The 17180-nt window shown below is 69.5% G+C and carries 14 protein-coding genes; 4 read left to right on the top strand and 10 right to left on the bottom strand.

What is annotated here, in order from left to right; genetic code table 11:
* Positions 1-11: 11 nt before the first annotated feature.
* Together CYFUS_RS25730 and CYFUS_RS25735 are read right to left on the bottom strand one after the other, a co-directional pair.
* Positions 12-1157, bottom strand: a complete 1146-nt coding sequence (locus CYFUS_RS25730; RefSeq protein ID WP_095987634.1) for an acyl-CoA dehydrogenase family protein — start codon at positions 1155-1157, stop codon at positions 12-14.
* 36 nt (positions 1158-1193) lie between these two features.
* Positions 1194-2723: an acyl-CoA carboxylase subunit beta gene (locus tag CYFUS_RS25735; RefSeq protein ID WP_095987635.1), complete on the bottom strand. Its 1530-nt coding sequence runs from the start codon at positions 2721-2723 to the stop codon at positions 1194-1196.
* A 196-nt stretch (positions 2724-2919) separates the two neighbouring features.
* Between CYFUS_RS25735 and CYFUS_RS25740 the strand changes: the two genes are divergently transcribed.
* Positions 2920-3264, top strand: a complete 345-nt coding sequence (locus CYFUS_RS25740) for a YtxH domain-containing protein (RefSeq protein WP_095987636.1) — start codon at positions 2920-2922, stop codon at positions 3262-3264.
* A 94-nt stretch (positions 3265-3358) separates the two neighbouring features.
* Here the strand turns inward: CYFUS_RS25740 and CYFUS_RS25745 are convergent, their stop codons facing one another.
* The 7 genes from CYFUS_RS25745 to CYFUS_RS25775 all read right to left on the bottom strand — a co-directional run bounded on the left by CYFUS_RS25745 (position 3359) and on the right by CYFUS_RS25775 (position 11539).
* On the bottom strand, positions 3359-4585 hold the full coding sequence (locus CYFUS_RS25745) for a hypothetical protein (RefSeq protein ID WP_095987637.1): 1227 nt from the start codon (positions 4583-4585) through the stop codon (positions 3359-3361).
* A gap of 59 nt (positions 4586-4644) precedes the next feature.
* The gene (locus CYFUS_RS25750; RefSeq protein ID WP_095987638.1) at positions 4645-5109 is read right to left on the bottom strand and encodes a peroxiredoxin; all 465 of its coding nucleotides are present in this window, start codon (positions 5107-5109) and stop codon (positions 4645-4647) included.
* Between the two features lie 89 nt (positions 5110-5198).
* On the bottom strand, positions 5199-5696 hold the full coding sequence (locus CYFUS_RS52940) for a thrombospondin type 3 repeat-containing protein (protein WP_232536792.1): 498 nt from the start codon (positions 5694-5696) through the stop codon (positions 5199-5201).
* The gene (locus CYFUS_RS25760) at positions 5693-6862 is read right to left on the bottom strand and encodes a hypothetical protein (RefSeq protein WP_095987640.1); all 1170 of its coding nucleotides are present in this window, start codon (positions 6860-6862) and stop codon (positions 5693-5695) included. Before CYFUS_RS25760 ends, CYFUS_RS52940 begins: the two co-directional genes overlap by 4 nt.
* A gap of 13 nt (positions 6863-6875) precedes the next feature.
* A complete protein-coding gene (locus CYFUS_RS25765; protein WP_095987641.1) occupies positions 6876-7412 on the bottom strand; it encodes a YceI family protein in 537 nt (178 codons plus the stop codon).
* A gap of 162 nt (positions 7413-7574) precedes the next feature.
* On the bottom strand, positions 7575-10373 hold the full coding sequence (locus tag CYFUS_RS25770) for a M28 family peptidase (RefSeq protein ID WP_095987642.1): 2799 nt from the start codon (positions 10371-10373) through the stop codon (positions 7575-7577).
* Between the two features lie 152 nt (positions 10374-10525).
* Positions 10526-11539 carry a hypothetical protein gene (locus tag CYFUS_RS25775; protein WP_095987643.1) on the bottom strand — a complete coding sequence of 338 codons (1014 nt, stop codon included), beginning with the start codon at positions 11537-11539 and terminating at the stop codon, positions 10526-10528.
* Between the two features lie 176 nt (positions 11540-11715).
* Here CYFUS_RS25775 and CYFUS_RS25780 point away from each other — a divergent pair, with 176 nt between their 5' ends.
* Entirely contained in the window at positions 11716-13374 is a 1659-nt protein-coding gene (locus CYFUS_RS25780; protein ID WP_095987644.1) for a LysM peptidoglycan-binding domain-containing protein, read from the top strand.
* 189 nt (positions 13375-13563) lie between these two features.
* Entirely contained in the window at positions 13564-14295 is a 732-nt protein-coding gene (locus CYFUS_RS25785) for a class I SAM-dependent methyltransferase (RefSeq protein ID WP_095987645.1), read from the top strand.
* 27 nt (positions 14296-14322) lie between these two features.
* Here the strand turns inward: CYFUS_RS25785 and CYFUS_RS25790 are convergent, their stop codons facing one another.
* Entirely contained in the window at positions 14323-15099 is a 777-nt protein-coding gene (locus CYFUS_RS25790; protein ID WP_071895884.1) for an enoyl-CoA hydratase-related protein, read from the bottom strand.
* Positions 15100-15203: 104 nt separating this feature from the next.
* On the opposite strand from CYFUS_RS25790, the gene CYFUS_RS25795 reads away from it, so the two are divergent.
* On the top strand, positions 15204-17171 hold the full coding sequence (locus tag CYFUS_RS25795; protein ID WP_232536793.1) for a TIM44-like domain-containing protein: 1968 nt from the start codon (positions 15204-15206) through the stop codon (positions 17169-17171).
* Positions 17172-17180: the final 9 nt, after the last annotated feature.

The following is a 17180-nucleotide window of genomic DNA, read 5'->3' on the forward strand; positions in this document are numbered from 1 at the left end:
CCCGTGCCCCTTCACGCGCCCTTGAAGACCTCGCGCGAGATGATGGTGCGCTGGATCTCGCTCGTGCCCTCGCCGATCTCACACAGCTTGGCGTCACGCAGGTAGCGCTCGACGGGGAACTCGCGCGTGTAGCCGTAGCCGCCGTGGATCTGCACCGCCTTGTTGCAGGCGCGCGTGGCCGCCTCGGAGGCGAACAGCTTCGCCATGGAGGCCTCCTGGCTGTAGGGCCGGCCCGCGTCGGCGAGCAGGGCCGCGCGGTGCACCAGGAGCCGCGCCGCGTCCAGCTCCGTCTTCATGTCCGCGAACATCCAGCGCAGGCCCTGGAACTCGGAGATGGGCTGGCCGAAGGCCGTGCGCTCACGCGCGTAGCGCACCGACTCCTCCAGCGCCCCCCGCCCCAGGCCCACCGCCAGCGCCCCGATGGTGATGCGGCCCTTGTCGAGGATCTTCATCGTGTCGATGAAGCCCGCGTCCACCTCGCCCAGCCGCTGGCTGTCCGGCACCTCCACGCCCTCGAGCACCAGCTCCGCCGTGTCCGAGGAGCGCATGCCCAGCTTGCCGTGGATGGAGCGCTGGCTGAAGCCCTTCATCCCCTTCTCCAGGATGAAGGCGGTGATGCCCTTCTGCTTCTTCTGCGGCGTGGTGATCGCCAGCACCACGAACACGTCACCCACCGTGCCCTGGGTGATGAACATCTTCGCGCCGTTGAGCACCCACGTGTCGCCGTGGCGCACCGCCGTCGTCTTCATCCCCGCGGCGTCCGAGCCGCTGCCCGGCTCGGTCAGGCCCCACGCGCCCAGCCACTCGCCGCTGGCGAGCCTGGGCAGGTACTTGCGCCGCTGCGCCTCGTTGCCGAAGACGCGCAGGTGGCTGGTGCCCAGGCCGTTGTGCGAGGCCACCGTGAGGGCGAGCGAGCCGTCGTAGCGGGCGATCTCCTCCACCGCCACCGCCACGGCCAGCGAGTCCATGGCCGCTCCGCCGTACTCCTCGGAGACCAGCATGCCCAGCACGCCCAGTCCACCCAGCTCCCGCACCACCTCCAGCGGGAAGGTCTCGTCCTTGTCCCACTCGCGCGCGAAGGGACGGACCTTGCGCTCGCAGAAGTCACGCAGGGAAGCCTGAAGAGCTCGATGGCTTTCGGGAAGTTCGAAGTCCATGGTCGGGATGTATAGCAGAGGGGGTTGGGAGGACCATCAAACCGGGTAGACGCCGTGCTTCTTGGCGGCCCGGGGTTGGAAACGACGAGAATACAACTCGTAGCGCTGCAACAATTCATGACGCAGCCGCTCACCCGGGACGACCTCGTCCACCACCAGCTCGCTCGCCAGCTTGAACAGGTCCACGTCTTCCTTGTACTCGTCGCGCAGCTGCTGCACGTAGGCGGCGCGCTCGGCCTCGGGCTTGTCCTGGATCTTGTTGAAGTAGACGGCGTTGACGGCCGCCTCGGGCCCCATCACCGCGATCATCGCCTGGGGCAGCGCCAGGGTGGCGTCCGGCGCGAAGCCCGGCCCGCTCATGGCGTACAGGCCCGCGCCATAGGCCTTGCGCACCACCACGCAGATGCGCGGCACGCTCGCCTCGCTCACCGCGGAGATCATCTTCGCGCCCGAGCGGATGATGCCCGCGCGCTCCACCTTGGTGCCAATCATGAACCCCGGCACGTCCGCCAGGTAGAGCAGCGGAATGTTGAAGGCGTCACACAGCCAGATGAAGCGCGCCGCCTTGTCCGCCGAGTCCACGAAGAGCACGCCGCCCTTGTACTTGGGCTGGTTGGCCACGATGCCCACCGGGCGGCCCCCGATGCGCGCCAGGCCCGTGATCAGCTCCTGGGCGAAGAGCTTCTTCACCTCGAACCAGCTCCCCTCGTCGATGAGCTCCGCGATGAGCGCGTGCATGTCGAAGGGCTTGTTCTGATCCGCGGGGATGATCTCCTCCACCCGCTTGCCACTCGTCTTGGGCGCGCGCGCCTCCACCACCGGCGGCGTCTGGGTGAAGTTCTCCGGGAAGAAGGCCAGGTACTTCTTCGCCGCCTCGATGGCCTCCTGCTCCGTCTTCACCAGCACGTCGCCGCAGCCGGACACCGAGCAGTGCATCTTCGCGCCGCCCATCTCCTCGAGCGTCACCTTCTCGCCGATGACCATCTCCGCCATGCGCGGGCTGCCCAGGTACATGGAGGCATTGCCCTCCACCATGATGACCAGATCGCAGAAGGCGGGAATGTACGCGCCGCCGGCCGCCGAGGGCCCGAAGAGCAGGCACACCTGCGGCACCTCTCCGGACAGGTGCACCTCGTTGTAGAAGATGCGGCCCGCGCCGCGCCGGCCGGGGAACATCTCCACCTGATCCGTGATGCGCGCTCCCGCCGAGTCCACCAGGTAGAGCAGCGGACAGCGCAGGCTCCGGGCCGTCTCCTGGATGCGGAGGATCTTCTCCACCGTGCGCGCGCCCCAACTGCCCGCCTTCACCGTGGAGTCGTTGGCCATGATCGCCACCGGACGCCCCGCCACCCGGCCCAGGCCCGTGATGACACCGTCCGAGGGCAGCTCCGGATCCAGGTTGTTGGCGAGCTTCGCGTCCTCGACGAACGAGCCCTCGTCCACCAGGAGCCGGATGCGCTCGCGCGCGAACAGCTTGCCCGCTTCCTGGTTCTTCGCGTGGTACTTCTCGGCCCCGCCCCGCTCCACCTGGGCGCGCTTTTCCAGCAGCTTCTGGTCGGATGACATGGCGCCGGGGGCATAGCAGAAAGGGGCTCGCCTGGCTGCTTCGACTTCCTCGCGGGCGCTGGCCATGAAGCCGAGTGGACAAGCGCACGCCGGGGGGTGCCATCCCGGACGACCCTGCCTACCTTTCTTCCTACCAAGGACGAACTACCGTGGGGGAGTTCCGTGCCTTGCGGGTCATCGGACAGAGGAGGACGGAATGATGTTCGCGAAAAAGGCCAAGCTGGCGGCGAAGAGTGACTTGTATCGGAAATTCCTCGCCAGGAAGCTCCTGAAGGATCTGCCCAAGTACGCGCGCAACCGGTGGGAGGAATTCGATCCGGATGATGCACTGCACTATGTGGGCCTGACCACCTACAAGCCCGCCAGCGCCTCGTTCGCTGGCATCGGCGCCTTCGTCATCGGCTGCGCCGTCGGCGGCATCGCCGCCCTGCTGCTCACGCCCAAGACCGGGCCGGAGCTGCGCACCAACGTGAAGGACAAGGCGATGGACTACCTCGGCCGGCAGGGCATCAACGTGCCGGAGAAGACCGCCAACGCCTGAGCCGCACCGCGTCAGGCGTCGTTCAGAGCCCGGAGGGTGCCGACACCCGGCATCCCCCGGGCTCTTCCGTTCGTTTTGTTTTGTTTGTTTCGACTCAGTACACCCGCAGCAGCCGGGTCCGGATGTCGAAGTGGGGCCGGCGCACGTCGACGATCGTCACCTCGCCCCGCGTTTCATCGAAGGAGCCCCCGAGCAGGTTCGTCGCGAGCAGCGCCGAGACATAGGCGGCGTCCGCCGCGTCGAGCGTGTGCAGCTTCGACAGCTTGATGGTGCGCGAGAAGCTCACGTGGCCCTCGACATTCCAGACGCTGCGCACCGTGGGCGCCCGGGTCCTCGCGGCGAAGTTCTCCGACGCGGGGCCCAACGTCGCCAGGGACGGAGGGACCTTCTCGAGGACATAGGTGTCGAAGAGGGGGTTGCCCGAGCCTCGCAGCAGCTTCACCCCCAACAACTGTCCCGTGGGCGATTGCTCCAGCTCGAGATCCACCGACAACGTGTTGGCGCCCGCCACGCTCCTGTCCAGCTCTCCCAACGGATCGCGGGCCCGGCGAGCCCTCGAGCCCGCGGTCCCCGAGCGCGCCACGTCCTCCAGGCGCTCCGTCCCCGAGGGCCCCCCGGTGGCGTCGTCCGGACTGCCCGTGGCCCCGTAGCGCGCGGCCCCCTTCATCAACTCGCGCGGATTGATCGCGGGGAAGAAGTGCCGGAGCACGCCCTGGTAGTCGAAGAGCGACGCGCCCGTCAGCCCCTTCTCCAGCGCATGGTCCATCTGGCCGAAGTAGGTGTCGACGAGGCCATTCTCCACACGCACCGTGGCCAGGCCGTCATCGAGGAAGCCCTGCACCCGGCCCCGCACCCGCTCGCGCTCCTCCGCCAGGCGTTGCTCGGGTGAAGGCCCGTCCCCCGGTCTCCAGGTGTGGCCCCGGGGCGCGTCCTCGGCCGCGCTCCCCTGCTCCACCGGAAGTCCTCCCGGGCCCGGAAACAGCCGCACCGCTCGCGGCACGTCGGGCACCTGGGGGACGACGGACGGTGCCCCGGCCTCGGGACTCCTCGAGGGGCCTGACGACGCGATGGGCTCCGGGGCCGTGACGGGCGCCGGAGCGGAGGCCGGCTTTCTCACAGGAGGCCCCTGGGGCGACCGACGGGGTGTTTCCCGGGGCGGCACCGCGGGAGGCTCCGCCCCGGCGACCTCGCGAGGCGCTTCGTGCTCGGTGAACTCGAGCAGGATGGGTTCACGGGCCTCGGGGGGAGAGGCGAGCGAGGGAGGCCTCGCGCGCCACAGCAGCAGACCCAGGGCCCCATGCAGGACCAGGGACAGCAGCAAGGCCCCCAGCAGCCAGGAGCGCCACCAGGAACGAGCCCCACGCGCTCGCCGCGTATCCGTCAGGTGGCACTCAGGCGCTTGAGGACGTTCATCGCCTCGGTGATGTGCTTGGTGGCCTGGAGCTGCGAATTGAAGACGTGCTGGACGATGCCCTGACGGTCGATCACATACGTGACCCGGCCCGGCAGCAGCCCCATGAACGAGCGCGGCACACCGTAGCTCTTGCGCAGTGAGCCGTCCGCGTCGCTGATCAACGTGAAGGGCAGCCGGTGCCGGGTGGCGAAGGACTCGTGCGAAGAAGTCTCGTCGGAGCTGACGCCGATGACCTCGGCGCCCACCTGGACGAAGTCCTCGTAGGCGTCGCGGAAGGAGCAGGCCTGGGCCGTGCACCCCGGGGTTTCATCCTTGGGATAGAAGTAGAGGACGACGGCCTTCTGCTGACGCAGGGACTTGAGACTCGCCGGACTCCCATTCTTGTGGGTGAAGTTGAAGTCCGGGGCTTCGTCGCCAACCTTGATCGTCATGAGGAGGACTCCGCGTGAAAAGGAGTCCCCTGTATAATCGCCCGCCCTCACGACCGAAAGGAATGATGAGGGCGGGCCCGTTCGGACGCCTACTCCCGACGGCGCCTGCGCAAGAGCCACAGCCCACCGAGCAGCAGACCCACCGGAGCGCCCGGCGCCGCCCCGCACCCGTAGGAGGGATCGGGCAGCGCATTGCCTCCACCCGGCTCCCCGCCCGGACTGGCCCCGTCGCTCTTGTTCGGATCCCGGCCCGCCTTCAGCTCCTCCGTGTCCGGAGTGCCGTCCCCGTCACTGTCCACCTTCTCGGTGTCCAGCGCGGTCAGCGCCTTGCGCAACGATGCATCGTCGTAGAACACGAGGCCCCGGGCGCGCAGCGACGCCCCGAAGGGCGTGGTCACCGTGCCCACGGCGGGATTGCCCTGGTGGCAGACGGCGCACGAGGGCTGGGTGGAGAGCCCGAGCTCGGTGCGGATGACTGGTGGAAACCCGGGAGTGGCCCGCGCGGCGGTGGCGCCGAGCAGGACGACTCCCAGGAGGCTGGCTCGCGCCAGCATGTGCGGCAAGCCGCGGTTGGATGGGTTGTTCATAGCAAGAAGTGCAACTGGCTGAGAATGGACAAGGTATTGGTGCCGCCCGTCTCGGTGGCGAACCTCCGCACGACACCATCGACGCGCAACTCGACCTGGGGCAGGAAGCCGAAGGCCAGTCCCAAACTTCCACCCACGTTGGTGCCCACTCCCCCCACCGTGCGCAGGGCCTCGCCCGCGAGGATGACGTGCAGACCCCGCACCGGCTCGATGTCCGCCTGGAGCAGGCCGGTGTAGCCCAGCCCCGCGCTCTGATCTCGAGAGGAATTGACGAGCAGATCCACCTCACCCAGCAACACCACGGGACCGCTCACCGCCCAACGGCCGAAGACGCCGTGCGCCTGCCGCCAGAAGTCCGGCTGCCGCGAGTCCACGTCGTACGCGGCGCGCGTGGCGAGGCTGCTCACCCCCAGCGCCAGGTTGGTCCGCGGGGACCACTCGAAGTAGCCCGAGTAGCCGCGCTCCCGGTACTCGTCGGGCTTGAGCAGGAAGTTGCCCGCGATGCCCATCACCTCGCCGCGGAAGCCCTCGCCGTTGTAGGCGACGGCCACGCCGTACTGCTGGTGCTCGTTGGTGTCGGTGCGCGTGCGCTCACGCACCCACGAGGTGTGCTCCACGTTGCGCAGACCGAACGGCAGGTTGATGCGGCCCGCGCGCACCAGCAACGTCTGGTTCTCGTTGTCCCAGCCGAGCCAGTGGTCGCGCGACACGACGTTGTTGGCCTCGGTGGTGGTCAGGGCCGCCAGGCGCGCGCGGCGCAGCGCGAAGCCCAGGCTGGCATTGGCGCGGAACTGACCGAAGGTGGCCTGGGCGCGGATGTCGCTCGCCATCTGCACCGGCCGCACGGTCGGGTCCGCCGACCCCGCCTGGTTGACGAGCGCGCCACCGCGGAAGGACAGCCCCAACAGGAGCCAGTCCGGCGTGTTCACCGCGCCGAGGAGAAAGCCCGTGCTGGAGCTGACCTCCTCCTTCGGCTTGCCATAGTTGGCGGCCAGCAGCAGCTCGGACTGGGCCCGCCCGTAGGCGGTGACGAGGCCGGCTCCCGAGGGGTCCGCATGGCACGCGGCGCAACTGGAGTAGCCGTGGCGGATCATCCACGTGTAGGCCTCGGCCCGAGGCGACGCGAGGAGCCCGAACAAGAACAACACGACGAGAGACTGACGCATGGGAGAGTGATTCCTACTTCTTCTTGAACTGGAACGAGGTGAGCGTCTCGATGTCGGGCTTGACCGTCACGCCCAGGTAGTTCGGCAGGTTGATGTCGAAGTCCTTGAGGTTGATGGGCAGCTTGCCACTCGCCTCGTAGGCATCCCCCGTGCGCTTGAGGGTGTAGGTGACGGACACGTCCTTCGTCTTGCCGTGCAGGGTCATCTTCCCCGGCACCGTCTGGGTGGTCGTCTTCCCATCCTCCGGCAACTGGATGGCGGTCCAGAGCACCTCCAGCACCGCGTGCGGGAACTTCTCCACCTCGAGGTACTTCTCGCGCATGTGACGGTCGCGCAGATCAATGCCTGTCTTGAGCGTCGCCAGCGGCACGGAGATGACCACCGTCTTGCCATCGTCCTTGAGGGTCACCTCCTCGGTCTTCCCCTCCAGCTTGAAGCCAGCCGGCCCCTTGCCGGAGAACGTGGCGCTCGCGGGGCCACTGCGCTCCAAATCCGCGAGCGCGGGGGTCGCCACCAACACCATCAGAGTCAACAGGATCTTGGATCTCATTCAGCACACTCCCATTGGGTTGACCGGAAATTGACGCCAGACGTCATAGACGCTTCAGGGACGATAGGGAACCCCCAACGCCCCTCGGGGAGGGTCCACGAAATCCACGGACAGCATCGCGTCGCACAACACGAAGACACCGCACGATGATTTTCCAACAACTCAGCGTCGCTGGCTCTCCTGGAACGTCACGGAGAGCTTCACCTCCTGGCCCTCGCGCAGGACGACGGCGGTGACGGTCTCGCCGGGCTTGGAGGCGTTGAGCGCGTACATCAAATCCTCCACGCTCCCCACGTCGTGGGTGCCGAGCCGGATGAGCACATCCCCCCGCTTCATGCCGCCCTTGTCCGCTCCCCCACCCGGCCGCACGCCCGCGAGCAGCACTCCGCGTGTGCCCTCGGGGGGCGCGTAGTCCGGCACGGTGCCGAGCGAGGCGTTGAACGAGCGCATGTCCCCGGCCGGCGCGGGCGCGGGCACGTTGCGGTAGGTGAGACGCGCGGGCTTCGCGCTCACCTCGGCGGCGACCTCGGACACGATGAGCCCCACCTGCGCGAGCCCCGCCGCGTTGATGCGCGACGCGCTGTCGGACGGCTTGTGATAGTCGCCGTGCGCGCCCGTGAAGAAGTGCAGCACCGGGACGCCCGCCGCGTAGAACGGCGTGTGGTCCGACGGCCCATACCCATCCCCCGAGCCATCACATTGCACGCGGGCCAGGGCGCACGCGGGCGCGAGCACGTCGCGCCACTCCTGGCCGGACTCCACCCCCAGCACCGCCAGGTGGTTGCCGCGCAGCCGGCCCACCATGTCGAGGTTGATCATCCCCACCACGTCCTTCATCGCGAGCCCCGCGGGCGGCGAGCGCGTCCACGCCGTGGAGCCCAGCACGCCCAGCTCCTCGCCCGAGAAGGCCGTGAAGTAGACGTCCCGGTGCAACCGCTCCCGCTTCGCCGCGAGCAGCCGCGCCGCCTCCAGCAGGCCCGCCACGCCCGAGGCGTTGTCATCCGCGCCCAGGTGCGGCTCGTGGCTGTCGGGCGCCAGCGAGCCCCGTCCGCCCGTGCCCAGGTGATCATAGTGCGCGCCCACCACCACCACGCCGGAGCCGGCGCGCGCCTCGGGGGACGCCGCGGGCAGCCGGCCCACGAGGTTCCACGCGTCCTTCTGCACCTTCTCGAGCCGCACCGCCACCCGGCCGCGCACCTTCTTCTTCTGCTCGAGCTGCTGGAGCACGGGCTCGAAGCCCGCGCGCTGGAGGATGACCACCGGCAGGCCCGCGTCCTGGGCACCCTCGGGCCGCAGCGGCGGCAGGCGTGCCTCGGTGGGCGTGCCGTGGGCTCCCGCGGCCGCGCCCGCGGGCCAGTCCACCACGATGAGCGCGCGTGCCCCCGCCTCCTTCGCCACCCACGCCTTGTGGCGCAGGTCTCCATAGCGGCGCTGCGCCTCGCTCGAGGCGAACGCGGGCTGATCGGGAACGAAGCGCCGCACGACGACGATCTTCCCCTTCACCGCGAGCCCCGCGTAGTCATCCACGCCCAGCTCCTTCGCGCGCACGCCGTACCCCGCGAGCACGACGTCGCCGCTCACGTCCCCGTCGGCCGAGAAGCCCAGGGGCAGGAACGCCTCGTCCTTCGCCCGGAGAGAGCCCAGCTCCAGCGCCGTGCCGGTGCCGGCCTTCACCTCGGTGGTGACGGAGAAGCGCTGGCGGAAGGTGCCACTGTCCCCCGCGGGCACGAGCCCGAGCGCCGTGAAGCGCTGCTCGAGGTAGCGCGCCGCCTGCTCGAGCCCCGGCGTGTCCACGCCCCGGCCGCCCTGCTCGGGGGCCGCGAGGTAGCGCACGTCCTCCATCACCCGATCCGCCGGCTGGAGCGCGGCCGGGGTGGCCGGCACGTCGTCGTTCCACTCGGCGATGAAGACGTTGGTGTCCTGGCGGCCCGGCGCCGTCTCGCGGTTGGAGGAGAAGGCGAGCTGCTTGCCGTCCGGGGAGAACAGCGGGAAGCCATCGAAGCCGGGCGCGGTGGTGATGCGCTCCAGGCCCGAGCCGTCCACGTTCACCGCCCAGATGTCGAACTCCCGTCCGCGGGGATCCGGGTAGTTGGTGGAGAAGAGGATGCGCTCGCGCGTGGGGTGCCAGGACGGGGCGAAGGAGGCCACGTTCAGGTAGGTGATCTGCGTGGGGTTGGAGCCGTCCGCGTCGGCGACATAGAGCTCCAGCTTCGTGGGCCGCACGAGCCCCTGGGCCAGCAGCGCCTGGTAGTCCTCCAGCTCCTTGCCCGGCGCGGGCCGCGACGCGCGCCAGACGATCTTCGTGCAGTCGCGGTTGAAGAAGGCGCCGCCGTCGTAGCCGGGCGTGAAGGTGAGCCGCTTCACGTTCCCCCCGTCCGCGTCCATGCGGTACAGCTCCAGATCCCCGTCGCGCACGGACGTGAAGACGATGGAGCCATCCTTCGGGCACACCGTCGCCTCGGCGTCGTAACCCGGCGTGCGCGTGAGGGGCCTGCGGTCCGAGCCATCCGCCCGGGCCTTGTAGATGTCGTAGCCCTCATAGAGCGGCCACACGTAGCCCTGGCGCATGTCGGGCTTGGGCGGGCAGGCGGCGCCGGACTCGTGCGTCGAGGCGTAGATGACCTCGTCATCTCCCGGCAGCGCGTAGGCACACGTGGTGACGCCCTCGCCGCTGGAGATGGGCCGCGTCGCGCCCGTCTTCGCATCCAGCCAGTAGATGCGATCGCACTGCTGCCCCTCGTGCCGGGCCTGGAAGGTGAGCGCCTCGCCCGAGAAGGCCCAATACGCCTCGGCGTTCTCCCCCGCGAAGGTGAGCTGCCGCAGCGAACCCAGGTGCCCCTCCCCTTCCCGCGCGGGAAGCGTCTTGGGCGGGGGAGTGGACGGGGTCTCGGTGGACGGCGCGGGCGCGGGCGCGTGGGCACAGCCCAGGAAGAACAGGACGCCGAGGGGGAGTCTTTTCATTCGAGGAGTCCGGAAGTTGATTTTGATTATCACTATCGATTCCTCCGGACATGTCGAGTGAATTCACACGGGGAGGTGGTTCAGGTCCTCGACCAGGGCGCGGCTGCCCACGAAGACGCCCTGGAGGCGCGGTTTCTTGGAATCGGCGAGAGCTAGTCGTGCTCGCTCTCGCAGTTCTTCTCGGCCTCCACGCGGAACGCGCCCTTCTTCGCGTCGCGCACGTAGGTGTGGCTCTGGGAGAAGAGCTCGGGGCTGGTGAGGGACACGATGCCCTTGGCCGCGTCCGTCACCTTCCACTCCACCTGCTCACCCTGGCCGCCTTCCGGGGTGAGCTCCAACACGTAGGCCCCGGTGCTCGCGCCGGGCTGGAGCTTCGTCACCTGGGCGCTCGTGCTCTCCTGCCCGAGCTGGATCTCCACCCGCGCGCCGTCCGGCTGCACGGTGAAGGCACGGGTCTCCGCCGAGCAGGGCTTGAAGATGACGTAGCCCTTGCCCTTCTTCGTGAGCTCCACCCACTTGCCAGCGAGCGGCTGGAGTTGCTCGGCCTTCACCGCGGGCGGGGCCGCGGCGGCCGGGGCGGCCGTGCACTCGAGCTGGGTGCGCTGGAGCAATCCCGCCGTCGTCTTCTTTCCCTTGAAGCGCGCGGGCACCAGGTCCGGCTCGGTGGCGGGGAGATAGGCCTCCACCGTGTCGCCTTGCACCACGTACGCCTTGCGCTGGGTGTTGCCCTCGTCCGTGGCCTGGAAGTACACGCGAGGCGCGCTCACCTTGCACGACGCGGGAGGCGTGGCCGCCTGGGCGCGCGAGAACTCCTCACGGCCCGGCCACCCGGCGCCACAGCAGCCCGGGTTGGTTCCCGCCAGCACGAAGCGTCCCGGCGCGACGTCCAGGCTCAGCTTGCCGGGCGCCAGGTCCGGGCCCGCCAGCGTCCAGCGCGTGGCCGTCTTGCTCTTCACCACCAGGGTGCATTCGCACGTGCCCGCGCTGTCTCCCTGGGGAAACGAGCCCTGGTAGTGCACCAGCGTCTCGTTGTCGCCCTGGACGATGGCCAGCTTCCCACCCGCCGCCTTGTACACGCCTGTTACATCCCCCGCCGGCTGCGCCCCCGCCGCCAGGGCGCCCATCCCCACCACGATTCCCATCCAGTGACGCATCGCATTGCCCATCGGTTCGTTCTCCCTTTCGGACGACTCGGCCGGTGAGCCTACCGCCTCATCCACGCTCTCCGTGGGTGGTCCCTTTGAGAAAATGGGAGGAAACTTTCTCAGCGAAAGTTCGATGATCCTGAAAATCACCTCCACGGCCCCGGTAGGGACGTGGCCTGCCCAGGCGGAGTCGGTTCATGACGGGAGTGAGTAACTACAAGGTTCGCTCGGGAGACACGCTGTCGGCCATCGCCGCGCGCTACAACACCACGGTCGCCGAGCTCGCCAAGAGCAATGGCATCAAGAACCCGGACAAGCTCGCCGCCGGGCAGACGATCAAGGTCCCCGACAACTTCGAGAGCAAGCCCCGCCCCTCCCTGCCCAAGGACGGGGACGGCGCGCCCCAGGCGTCCACCCAGGGTGGCAGCTACACGGTCCGTCCGGGAGACACGCTGTCGGAGATCGCCAAGAACCTGCACACCACGGTATCGGCGCTGGCCAAGGCCAACGACATCCAGAACCCGAACAGGATCTCCACCGGGCAGACGCTCACGGTGCCGGGCGGCTCGGGCTCGACGGGCGGAGCGGACCCGGTCGGCGGCAAGCCGTCCACGCCCTCCACCCCGGCCGCCAACGAGGAGCTGGGCAGCCTGAGCCGCAAGTACGAGGCGCGCGGCCCGGGCACGGTCTCCACCGGCAAGGGCGACCACGGCGGCGTGTCCTACGGCTCGTACCAGTTCGCGTCCAAGAACGGCTCGGCGAAGGCCTTCGTCGATTCGCTGCGCACCAGCCACCCGGACTACCACGCCGCGCTGTCCGGCCATGCCCCCGGCACCAAGGAGTTCTCCGCCGCCTGGAAGCAACTCGCGGCCAAGGATCCCCAGGGCTTCGACAAGGCCCAGCACGACTACATCAAGGCCACCCACTACGACGTGGGCGCCGCGGAGATCAAGAAGGCCACGGGCCTCGACGTCAACCAGCGCTCGCAGGCGCTGCGCGACGTGGCCTGGTCCACCTCGGTGCAGCACGGGCCCAAGGCCGCCGACGACATCTTCAAGCGCGCGCTCGCCGGGAGGGATCCCGCCAAGGTGAGTGACGAGCAGCTCATCAAGGACATCTACGCCGAGCGCGGCCGCAAGAACGGCAGCGGCGAGCTGGTGTACTTCTCGAGCAGCTCGAAGGACGTTCAGCAGGGGGTCTCCGACCGCTACAAGAGCGAGTCCAGGGACGCCCTGTCCCGGCTGGCGCGCGAGCGCGAGGGTGGCACCACCCAGGCGCCGACCCCGGCCCAGACCGAGCAGGTGAAGCCCACCGGGGACAACAAGGCGGCGAAGAAGGTGCAGGTGCCCTTCTACAGCCAGTTCGAGGGCGGCCACGGCTACACGCCGAGCGACACGGCGTGCTTCAAGGCGGCCACGGCGATGGCCAAGGCTGCGGGCGCCACGGTGACGGGGCCGGATCAGCGCATCCAGCTCGGCACCAGCGAGGACAGCAAGGGCCGGCTCACGGTGAACTCGCAGAAGGCCGCCCAGGGCCGCAACTACATCGACCAGCAGCTCAACGCGGGCAAGCCCGTGGTGGTGGGCGTCAGCCACAAGGACGCCAGCTACAACGCGGACGGGCTGACGGACCACTTCGTCACCATCACCGGCCGGGGCACGGACGACAAGGGCCGCACCTACTACACCTTCCACGATCCGGGCACCCGCCACGCCAGCAAGGGCCAGGACACCAACCCCAACAACCGCTTCTACGTGGACGAGCGCACCGGTGGCCTGTACCGGCCGGGCTCGTCGGCCACGGGTGAGATCACCGGGCGCCACTACGACGTGGCCATGGTGCGCCGCAACGCCTGAGCGGCGGCCGTCCGCGCGGGCTCGGAGTCCCCTTCGGGCCCACGCGCGTTCATCCAGGGCTGAGCATGGGCGGGGGGTGACCGAAATTCCCGCCGATCCGCCCTGAATCCCCGCTCTCCCGCGGCTTCACGTCCCGACGCATCCTCCCTCCACATCGCCCGCCTCCCGCGGGCCCCCCGAGGATGCATCATGGCCCACCAGCACTCCGACCCCTCCGTCCACCACATCGTTCCGGGCTTTGGCGCCGACCGCGCCGTCCACTACGACACCCAGGCGTCCGTCACCCTCGCCGGCGCCCAGGCCATGTATGAGCTCGGCGTCAGCGCGCTGACTGCTCAGCTCGACGGCCAGGACGCCGCGTCGCTGCTCTTCGTGGGACTGGGCACGGGCGCGGAGTTGATGCCCTACCAACGGTTCGACGTGCCGGGCTGGCGCTTCACGGGCATCGATCCCTCCGAGGCCATGCTCGCCGTCGCCCGCAAGCGCCTGGAAGCCGAGGGAATGCTCTCCCGGACGAACCTGCACGTCGGCGAGCTGCACACCCTGCCCCCCGGGCCCCCGTTCGATGGCGCGCAGATGATGGGGGTGCTGCACCATGTGGAAGGCACGGAGGCCCGCGTCGAGCTGCTGCGTGAGGTGACCCGGCGGCTCAAGCCCGGAGCCCCCCTCGTCCTGGGCTGCCGCGTCGGCATGGACCCCGAGCTGATGAACGTGGAGCTGCGGCGATGGCGGGCGTATGGCCTCCCCCCGGAGTCACTGGAGCATCGGCGCCAGGCCTTCGCGAAGATGCGGCCCATCGAGTCCGATGCCGCCCTGTTCGCGATGTTCGCCCAGGTGGGACTGGTGGCGCCGCGTCCGATCTTCCTCTCGCTCCAGTTCAAGGTCTTCCTCGCGCGCTTCGAGCCCGGGGCCGCGAGCTGAGACCCCGGGGGACGCCGCGCCCGCGCCTCAGCGACCCTTGTAGACGGGCTTGCGCTTCTCGGCGAAGGCCTTGAGGCCCTCGAGACGGTCCTCGGTGGCGAGCACCGTCTCGTAGTGCCGCAGCTCCAGCGCGAGCGCCGCGTCCAGCTCCAGCGACACGCCCTCGTCGATGGCGTGCTTGGCCGTGGCCACCGCCAGGGGCGCGTTCTCCACGATGCTCTCCGCGAGCGAATACGCCGTGTCCAAGAGGTGCCCCTCGGGCGCCAGCCGGCCCACCAGCCCGATGCTGAAGGCCTCCGCCGCGTTGAGCCGCCGCCCGGTGAGGATGAGATCCTTGGCCCGCCCGGGGCCCACCAGTCGCGTGAGCCGCTGCGTCCCGCCACCGCCGGGGATGATGCCCAGCTTCACCTCGGTGAGCCCCAGCTCGGCCGCGGGCGCCGCCACCCGCATGTCACACGCGAGCGCCAGCTCCGTGCCCCCGCCGAACGCCGCCCCGTTGAGCGCCGCGATGAACACGCAATCGCTCTTCTCGATCGCCCGGAAGGTGCGCCGCAACCCGTCCAGGAAGGCGCGCACCTCGGGCTCGCTCATGGTGCCGCGCTCCTTGAGGTCCGCTCCCGCGCAGAACGCCTTGTCCCCCGCCCCGGTGATGATCACCGCGCGCGTGTCGTGCCCCTGGGACACCCGGCCCACCAGCGCCTCCAGCTCCGCCAGCATCGCCCGGCTGATGGCGTTGCGCCGCCCCTCGCCGTCAATGGTCCAGATCTCGATGGGTCCGCGTGCGTCGACCTTGAACTCCGCCATGTACCCCTCCCTGAAGACCGGCCCTCCACCGGGCCGCCACTCGGCCGCCAGCCTGCGGCGAGTCCCGGGACCTGACAAGGCGGAAACGGTTAGTGTTGGGGGTGATGCGAACCGCGCTCCCCAGCTCCCTCGTCCGCCGGGCTCCCTGGCTCCTCGCGAGTCTCGGGCCCCTGTTGCTCCTCCCCCTCGTGGCCGATGCCCGCGGTGGAGGGGGTGAGCACTACACCGCCCCCTCCCGGGACCATGACTCGGATGGCGGCGGGGGCGGCATTCCCATCTGGCTCATCTTCGAGCTCGTGCGGTTCACCTTCCGCTACCCGCACATCATGCTGCCGCTCATCGGGCTGTGCTGGTTGGGCTGGCACTTCTACCGCAAGAACCTCCACCCCACGGGCGCCACCCAGCGCGCGCTCCAGCAGCGCGAGGCCGAGTACCGCACCACCTTCTCCTCCCGGGACGTGCAGGGCTGGGTCAACGCGCTGCGCCTCAAGGATCCCCAGTTCGAGCCGCAAGCCCTGCTCGACAAGACGCGCCAGCTCTTCCTCCAGGTGCAAGAGGCCTGGTTCCAGCGCGACATGTCCCCCGTGCGTCCCTTCCTCTCGGACGCCACCGCCCAGCGCTTCGACGTGCAGTTGCAGCTCATGCGCGCCCAGGGCGTGCGCGACGCCATCACCGACATCCAGGTGCTGGACGTGCAGCTCATTGGGCTCGACCAGAGCGAGTGGTTCGATACCGTGCACCTGCGCGTGCGCGCCCAGATGCGCGACAACGACGTGGCCGCCTCCGCCTCGGACGAGGAGGCCATCGCCGCCGCCCGGCGCGTGCCCCCCGAGGTCTTCACCGAGGTCTGGTCCTTCGTGCGCAAGCCCGGGGTGAAGACGCGCATCGGCGAGGATCTCTTCCAGGGCAAGTGCCCCAACTGCGGCGCCCCGTACAACGGCGGCGCCTCCAACCGCTGCGGCTACTGCGACGCCATCGTCAACTCGGGCAACTACGACTGGACGCTCTCGGAGATCACCCAGGGCATGGAGTACGTGCGCCACTACGCCCAGGTGGATCACCTGCTCGCGGCGCGCGAGGCCGATCCCGCCCTCAACCTGCAAGTCCTCGAGGACCGGGCCTCGCTCCTGTTCTGGAAGTGGGTGGACGCCCAGAGCCGCACCCACACCCAGGGTCTGAACAAGGTGGCGGCCCCCGAGTTCATCTCCCGGCTGAACGAGGACCTGGAGCAGTTGCGGCAGCGGCGCCTGCGCCGGGTGTTCCTCGAGTGCGCCGTGGGCGGAGTCACCACCCGGGGCTTCGACGTGGTGCCGGGCGGGTTCGACCAGGCCCACGTCGAGGTGCGCTGGAGCGCGCGCATGGGCCAGGGGCCCGTGGACGGCAAGCCCCCCACCCTGCCCACCGTGCCCCAGCGCTGGGTGTTCACGCTCGTGCGCAAGCATGGCGCTCGCACCAACACGGACAACGGCATGTCCACCTCGCGCTGCCCCCAGTGCAACGCCGCCCTGACGGACTCGGCCGCCATCACCTGCGACTACTGCGGCACGGAGCTGGGCCGCGGCGAGCGCGACTGGGTGCTGGCCTCGGCCGATCCCTTCGAATCGTGGGACGCCCGCGCGCAGCGGCGCTACGACGTGGCGCCTCCCCGGCAGCGGCGCGCCATTCCCCTCGAGGGCGTGACGCCCGTGGAGCCCGAATCCGCGCCCGCGTCGAAGCACGGGGACGACGTCATCACGGATCCCCAGGAGCGCCAGCGGTTGCTCTACATGATGGCCGCGCTCGCCAGTGCGGATGGGCAGGTGGATCGCACCGAGCGCAAGCTCCTGGAGGACTGCGCGCGCCGCTGGAGCGTGCCCTGGAGCAACGTGGAAATGGCCATCAACGCGGGGCCGGGGCTGTTCACCCGGCTCGTGCAGCGCGGCACGCCCGAGGCCGAGGTCTTCCTGAAGAACCTCGTGGACATGGCGCTCGTGGACGGGCGGATCGATCGCAAGGAGCGGCGGATGCTGGAGTTCGCCGCGAGTCACCTGGGCCTGCAGGACAAGCTCGCGGCGCTGCTCAGCGACCACTGACGGAGGGCG

Source organism: Cystobacter fuscus (assembly GCF_002305875.1).
Lineage (GTDB): Bacteria > Myxococcota > Myxococcia > Myxococcales > Myxococcaceae > Cystobacter > Cystobacter fuscus_A.

Bases quoted from the DNA above. Each gene is read 5' to 3' on its own strand.
- CYFUS_RS25730 (WP_095987634.1), bottom strand. From the start codon at position 1,157: ATGGACTTCGAACTTCCCGAAAGCCATCGAGCTCTTCAGGCTTCCCTG.
- CYFUS_RS25735 (WP_095987635.1), bottom strand. From the start codon at position 2,723: ATGTCATCCGACCAGAAGCTGCTGGAAAAGCGCGCCCAGGTGGAGCGG.
- CYFUS_RS25740 (WP_095987636.1), top strand. From the start codon at position 2,920: ATGATGTTCGCGAAAAAGGCCAAGCTGGCGGCGAAGAGTGACTTGTAT.
- CYFUS_RS25750 (WP_095987638.1), bottom strand. From the start codon at position 5,109: ATGACGATCAAGGTTGGCGACGAAGCCCCGGACTTCAACTTCACCCAC.
- CYFUS_RS52940 (WP_232536792.1), bottom strand. From the start codon at position 5,696: ATGAACAACCCATCCAACCGCGGCTTGCCGCACATGCTGGCGCGAGCC.
- CYFUS_RS25760 (WP_095987640.1), bottom strand. From the start codon at position 6,862: ATGCGTCAGTCTCTCGTCGTGTTGTTCTTGTTCGGGCTCCTCGCGTCG.
- CYFUS_RS25765 (WP_095987641.1), bottom strand. From the start codon at position 7,412: ATGAGATCCAAGATCCTGTTGACTCTGATGGTGTTGGTGGCGACCCCC.
- CYFUS_RS25770 (WP_095987642.1), bottom strand. From the start codon at position 10,373: ATGAAAAGACTCCCCCTCGGCGTCCTGTTCTTCCTGGGCTGTGCCCAC.
- CYFUS_RS25775 (WP_095987643.1), bottom strand. From the start codon at position 11,539: ATGGGCAATGCGATGCGTCACTGGATGGGAATCGTGGTGGGGATGGGC.
- CYFUS_RS25780 (WP_095987644.1), top strand. From the start codon at position 11,716: ATGACGGGAGTGAGTAACTACAAGGTTCGCTCGGGAGACACGCTGTCG.
- CYFUS_RS25785 (WP_095987645.1), top strand. From the start codon at position 13,564: ATGGCCCACCAGCACTCCGACCCCTCCGTCCACCACATCGTTCCGGGC.
- CYFUS_RS25790 (WP_071895884.1), bottom strand. From the start codon at position 15,099: ATGGCGGAGTTCAAGGTCGACGCACGCGGACCCATCGAGATCTGGACC.
- CYFUS_RS25795 (WP_232536793.1), top strand. From the start codon at position 15,204: ATGCGAACCGCGCTCCCCAGCTCCCTCGTCCGCCGGGCTCCCTGGCTC.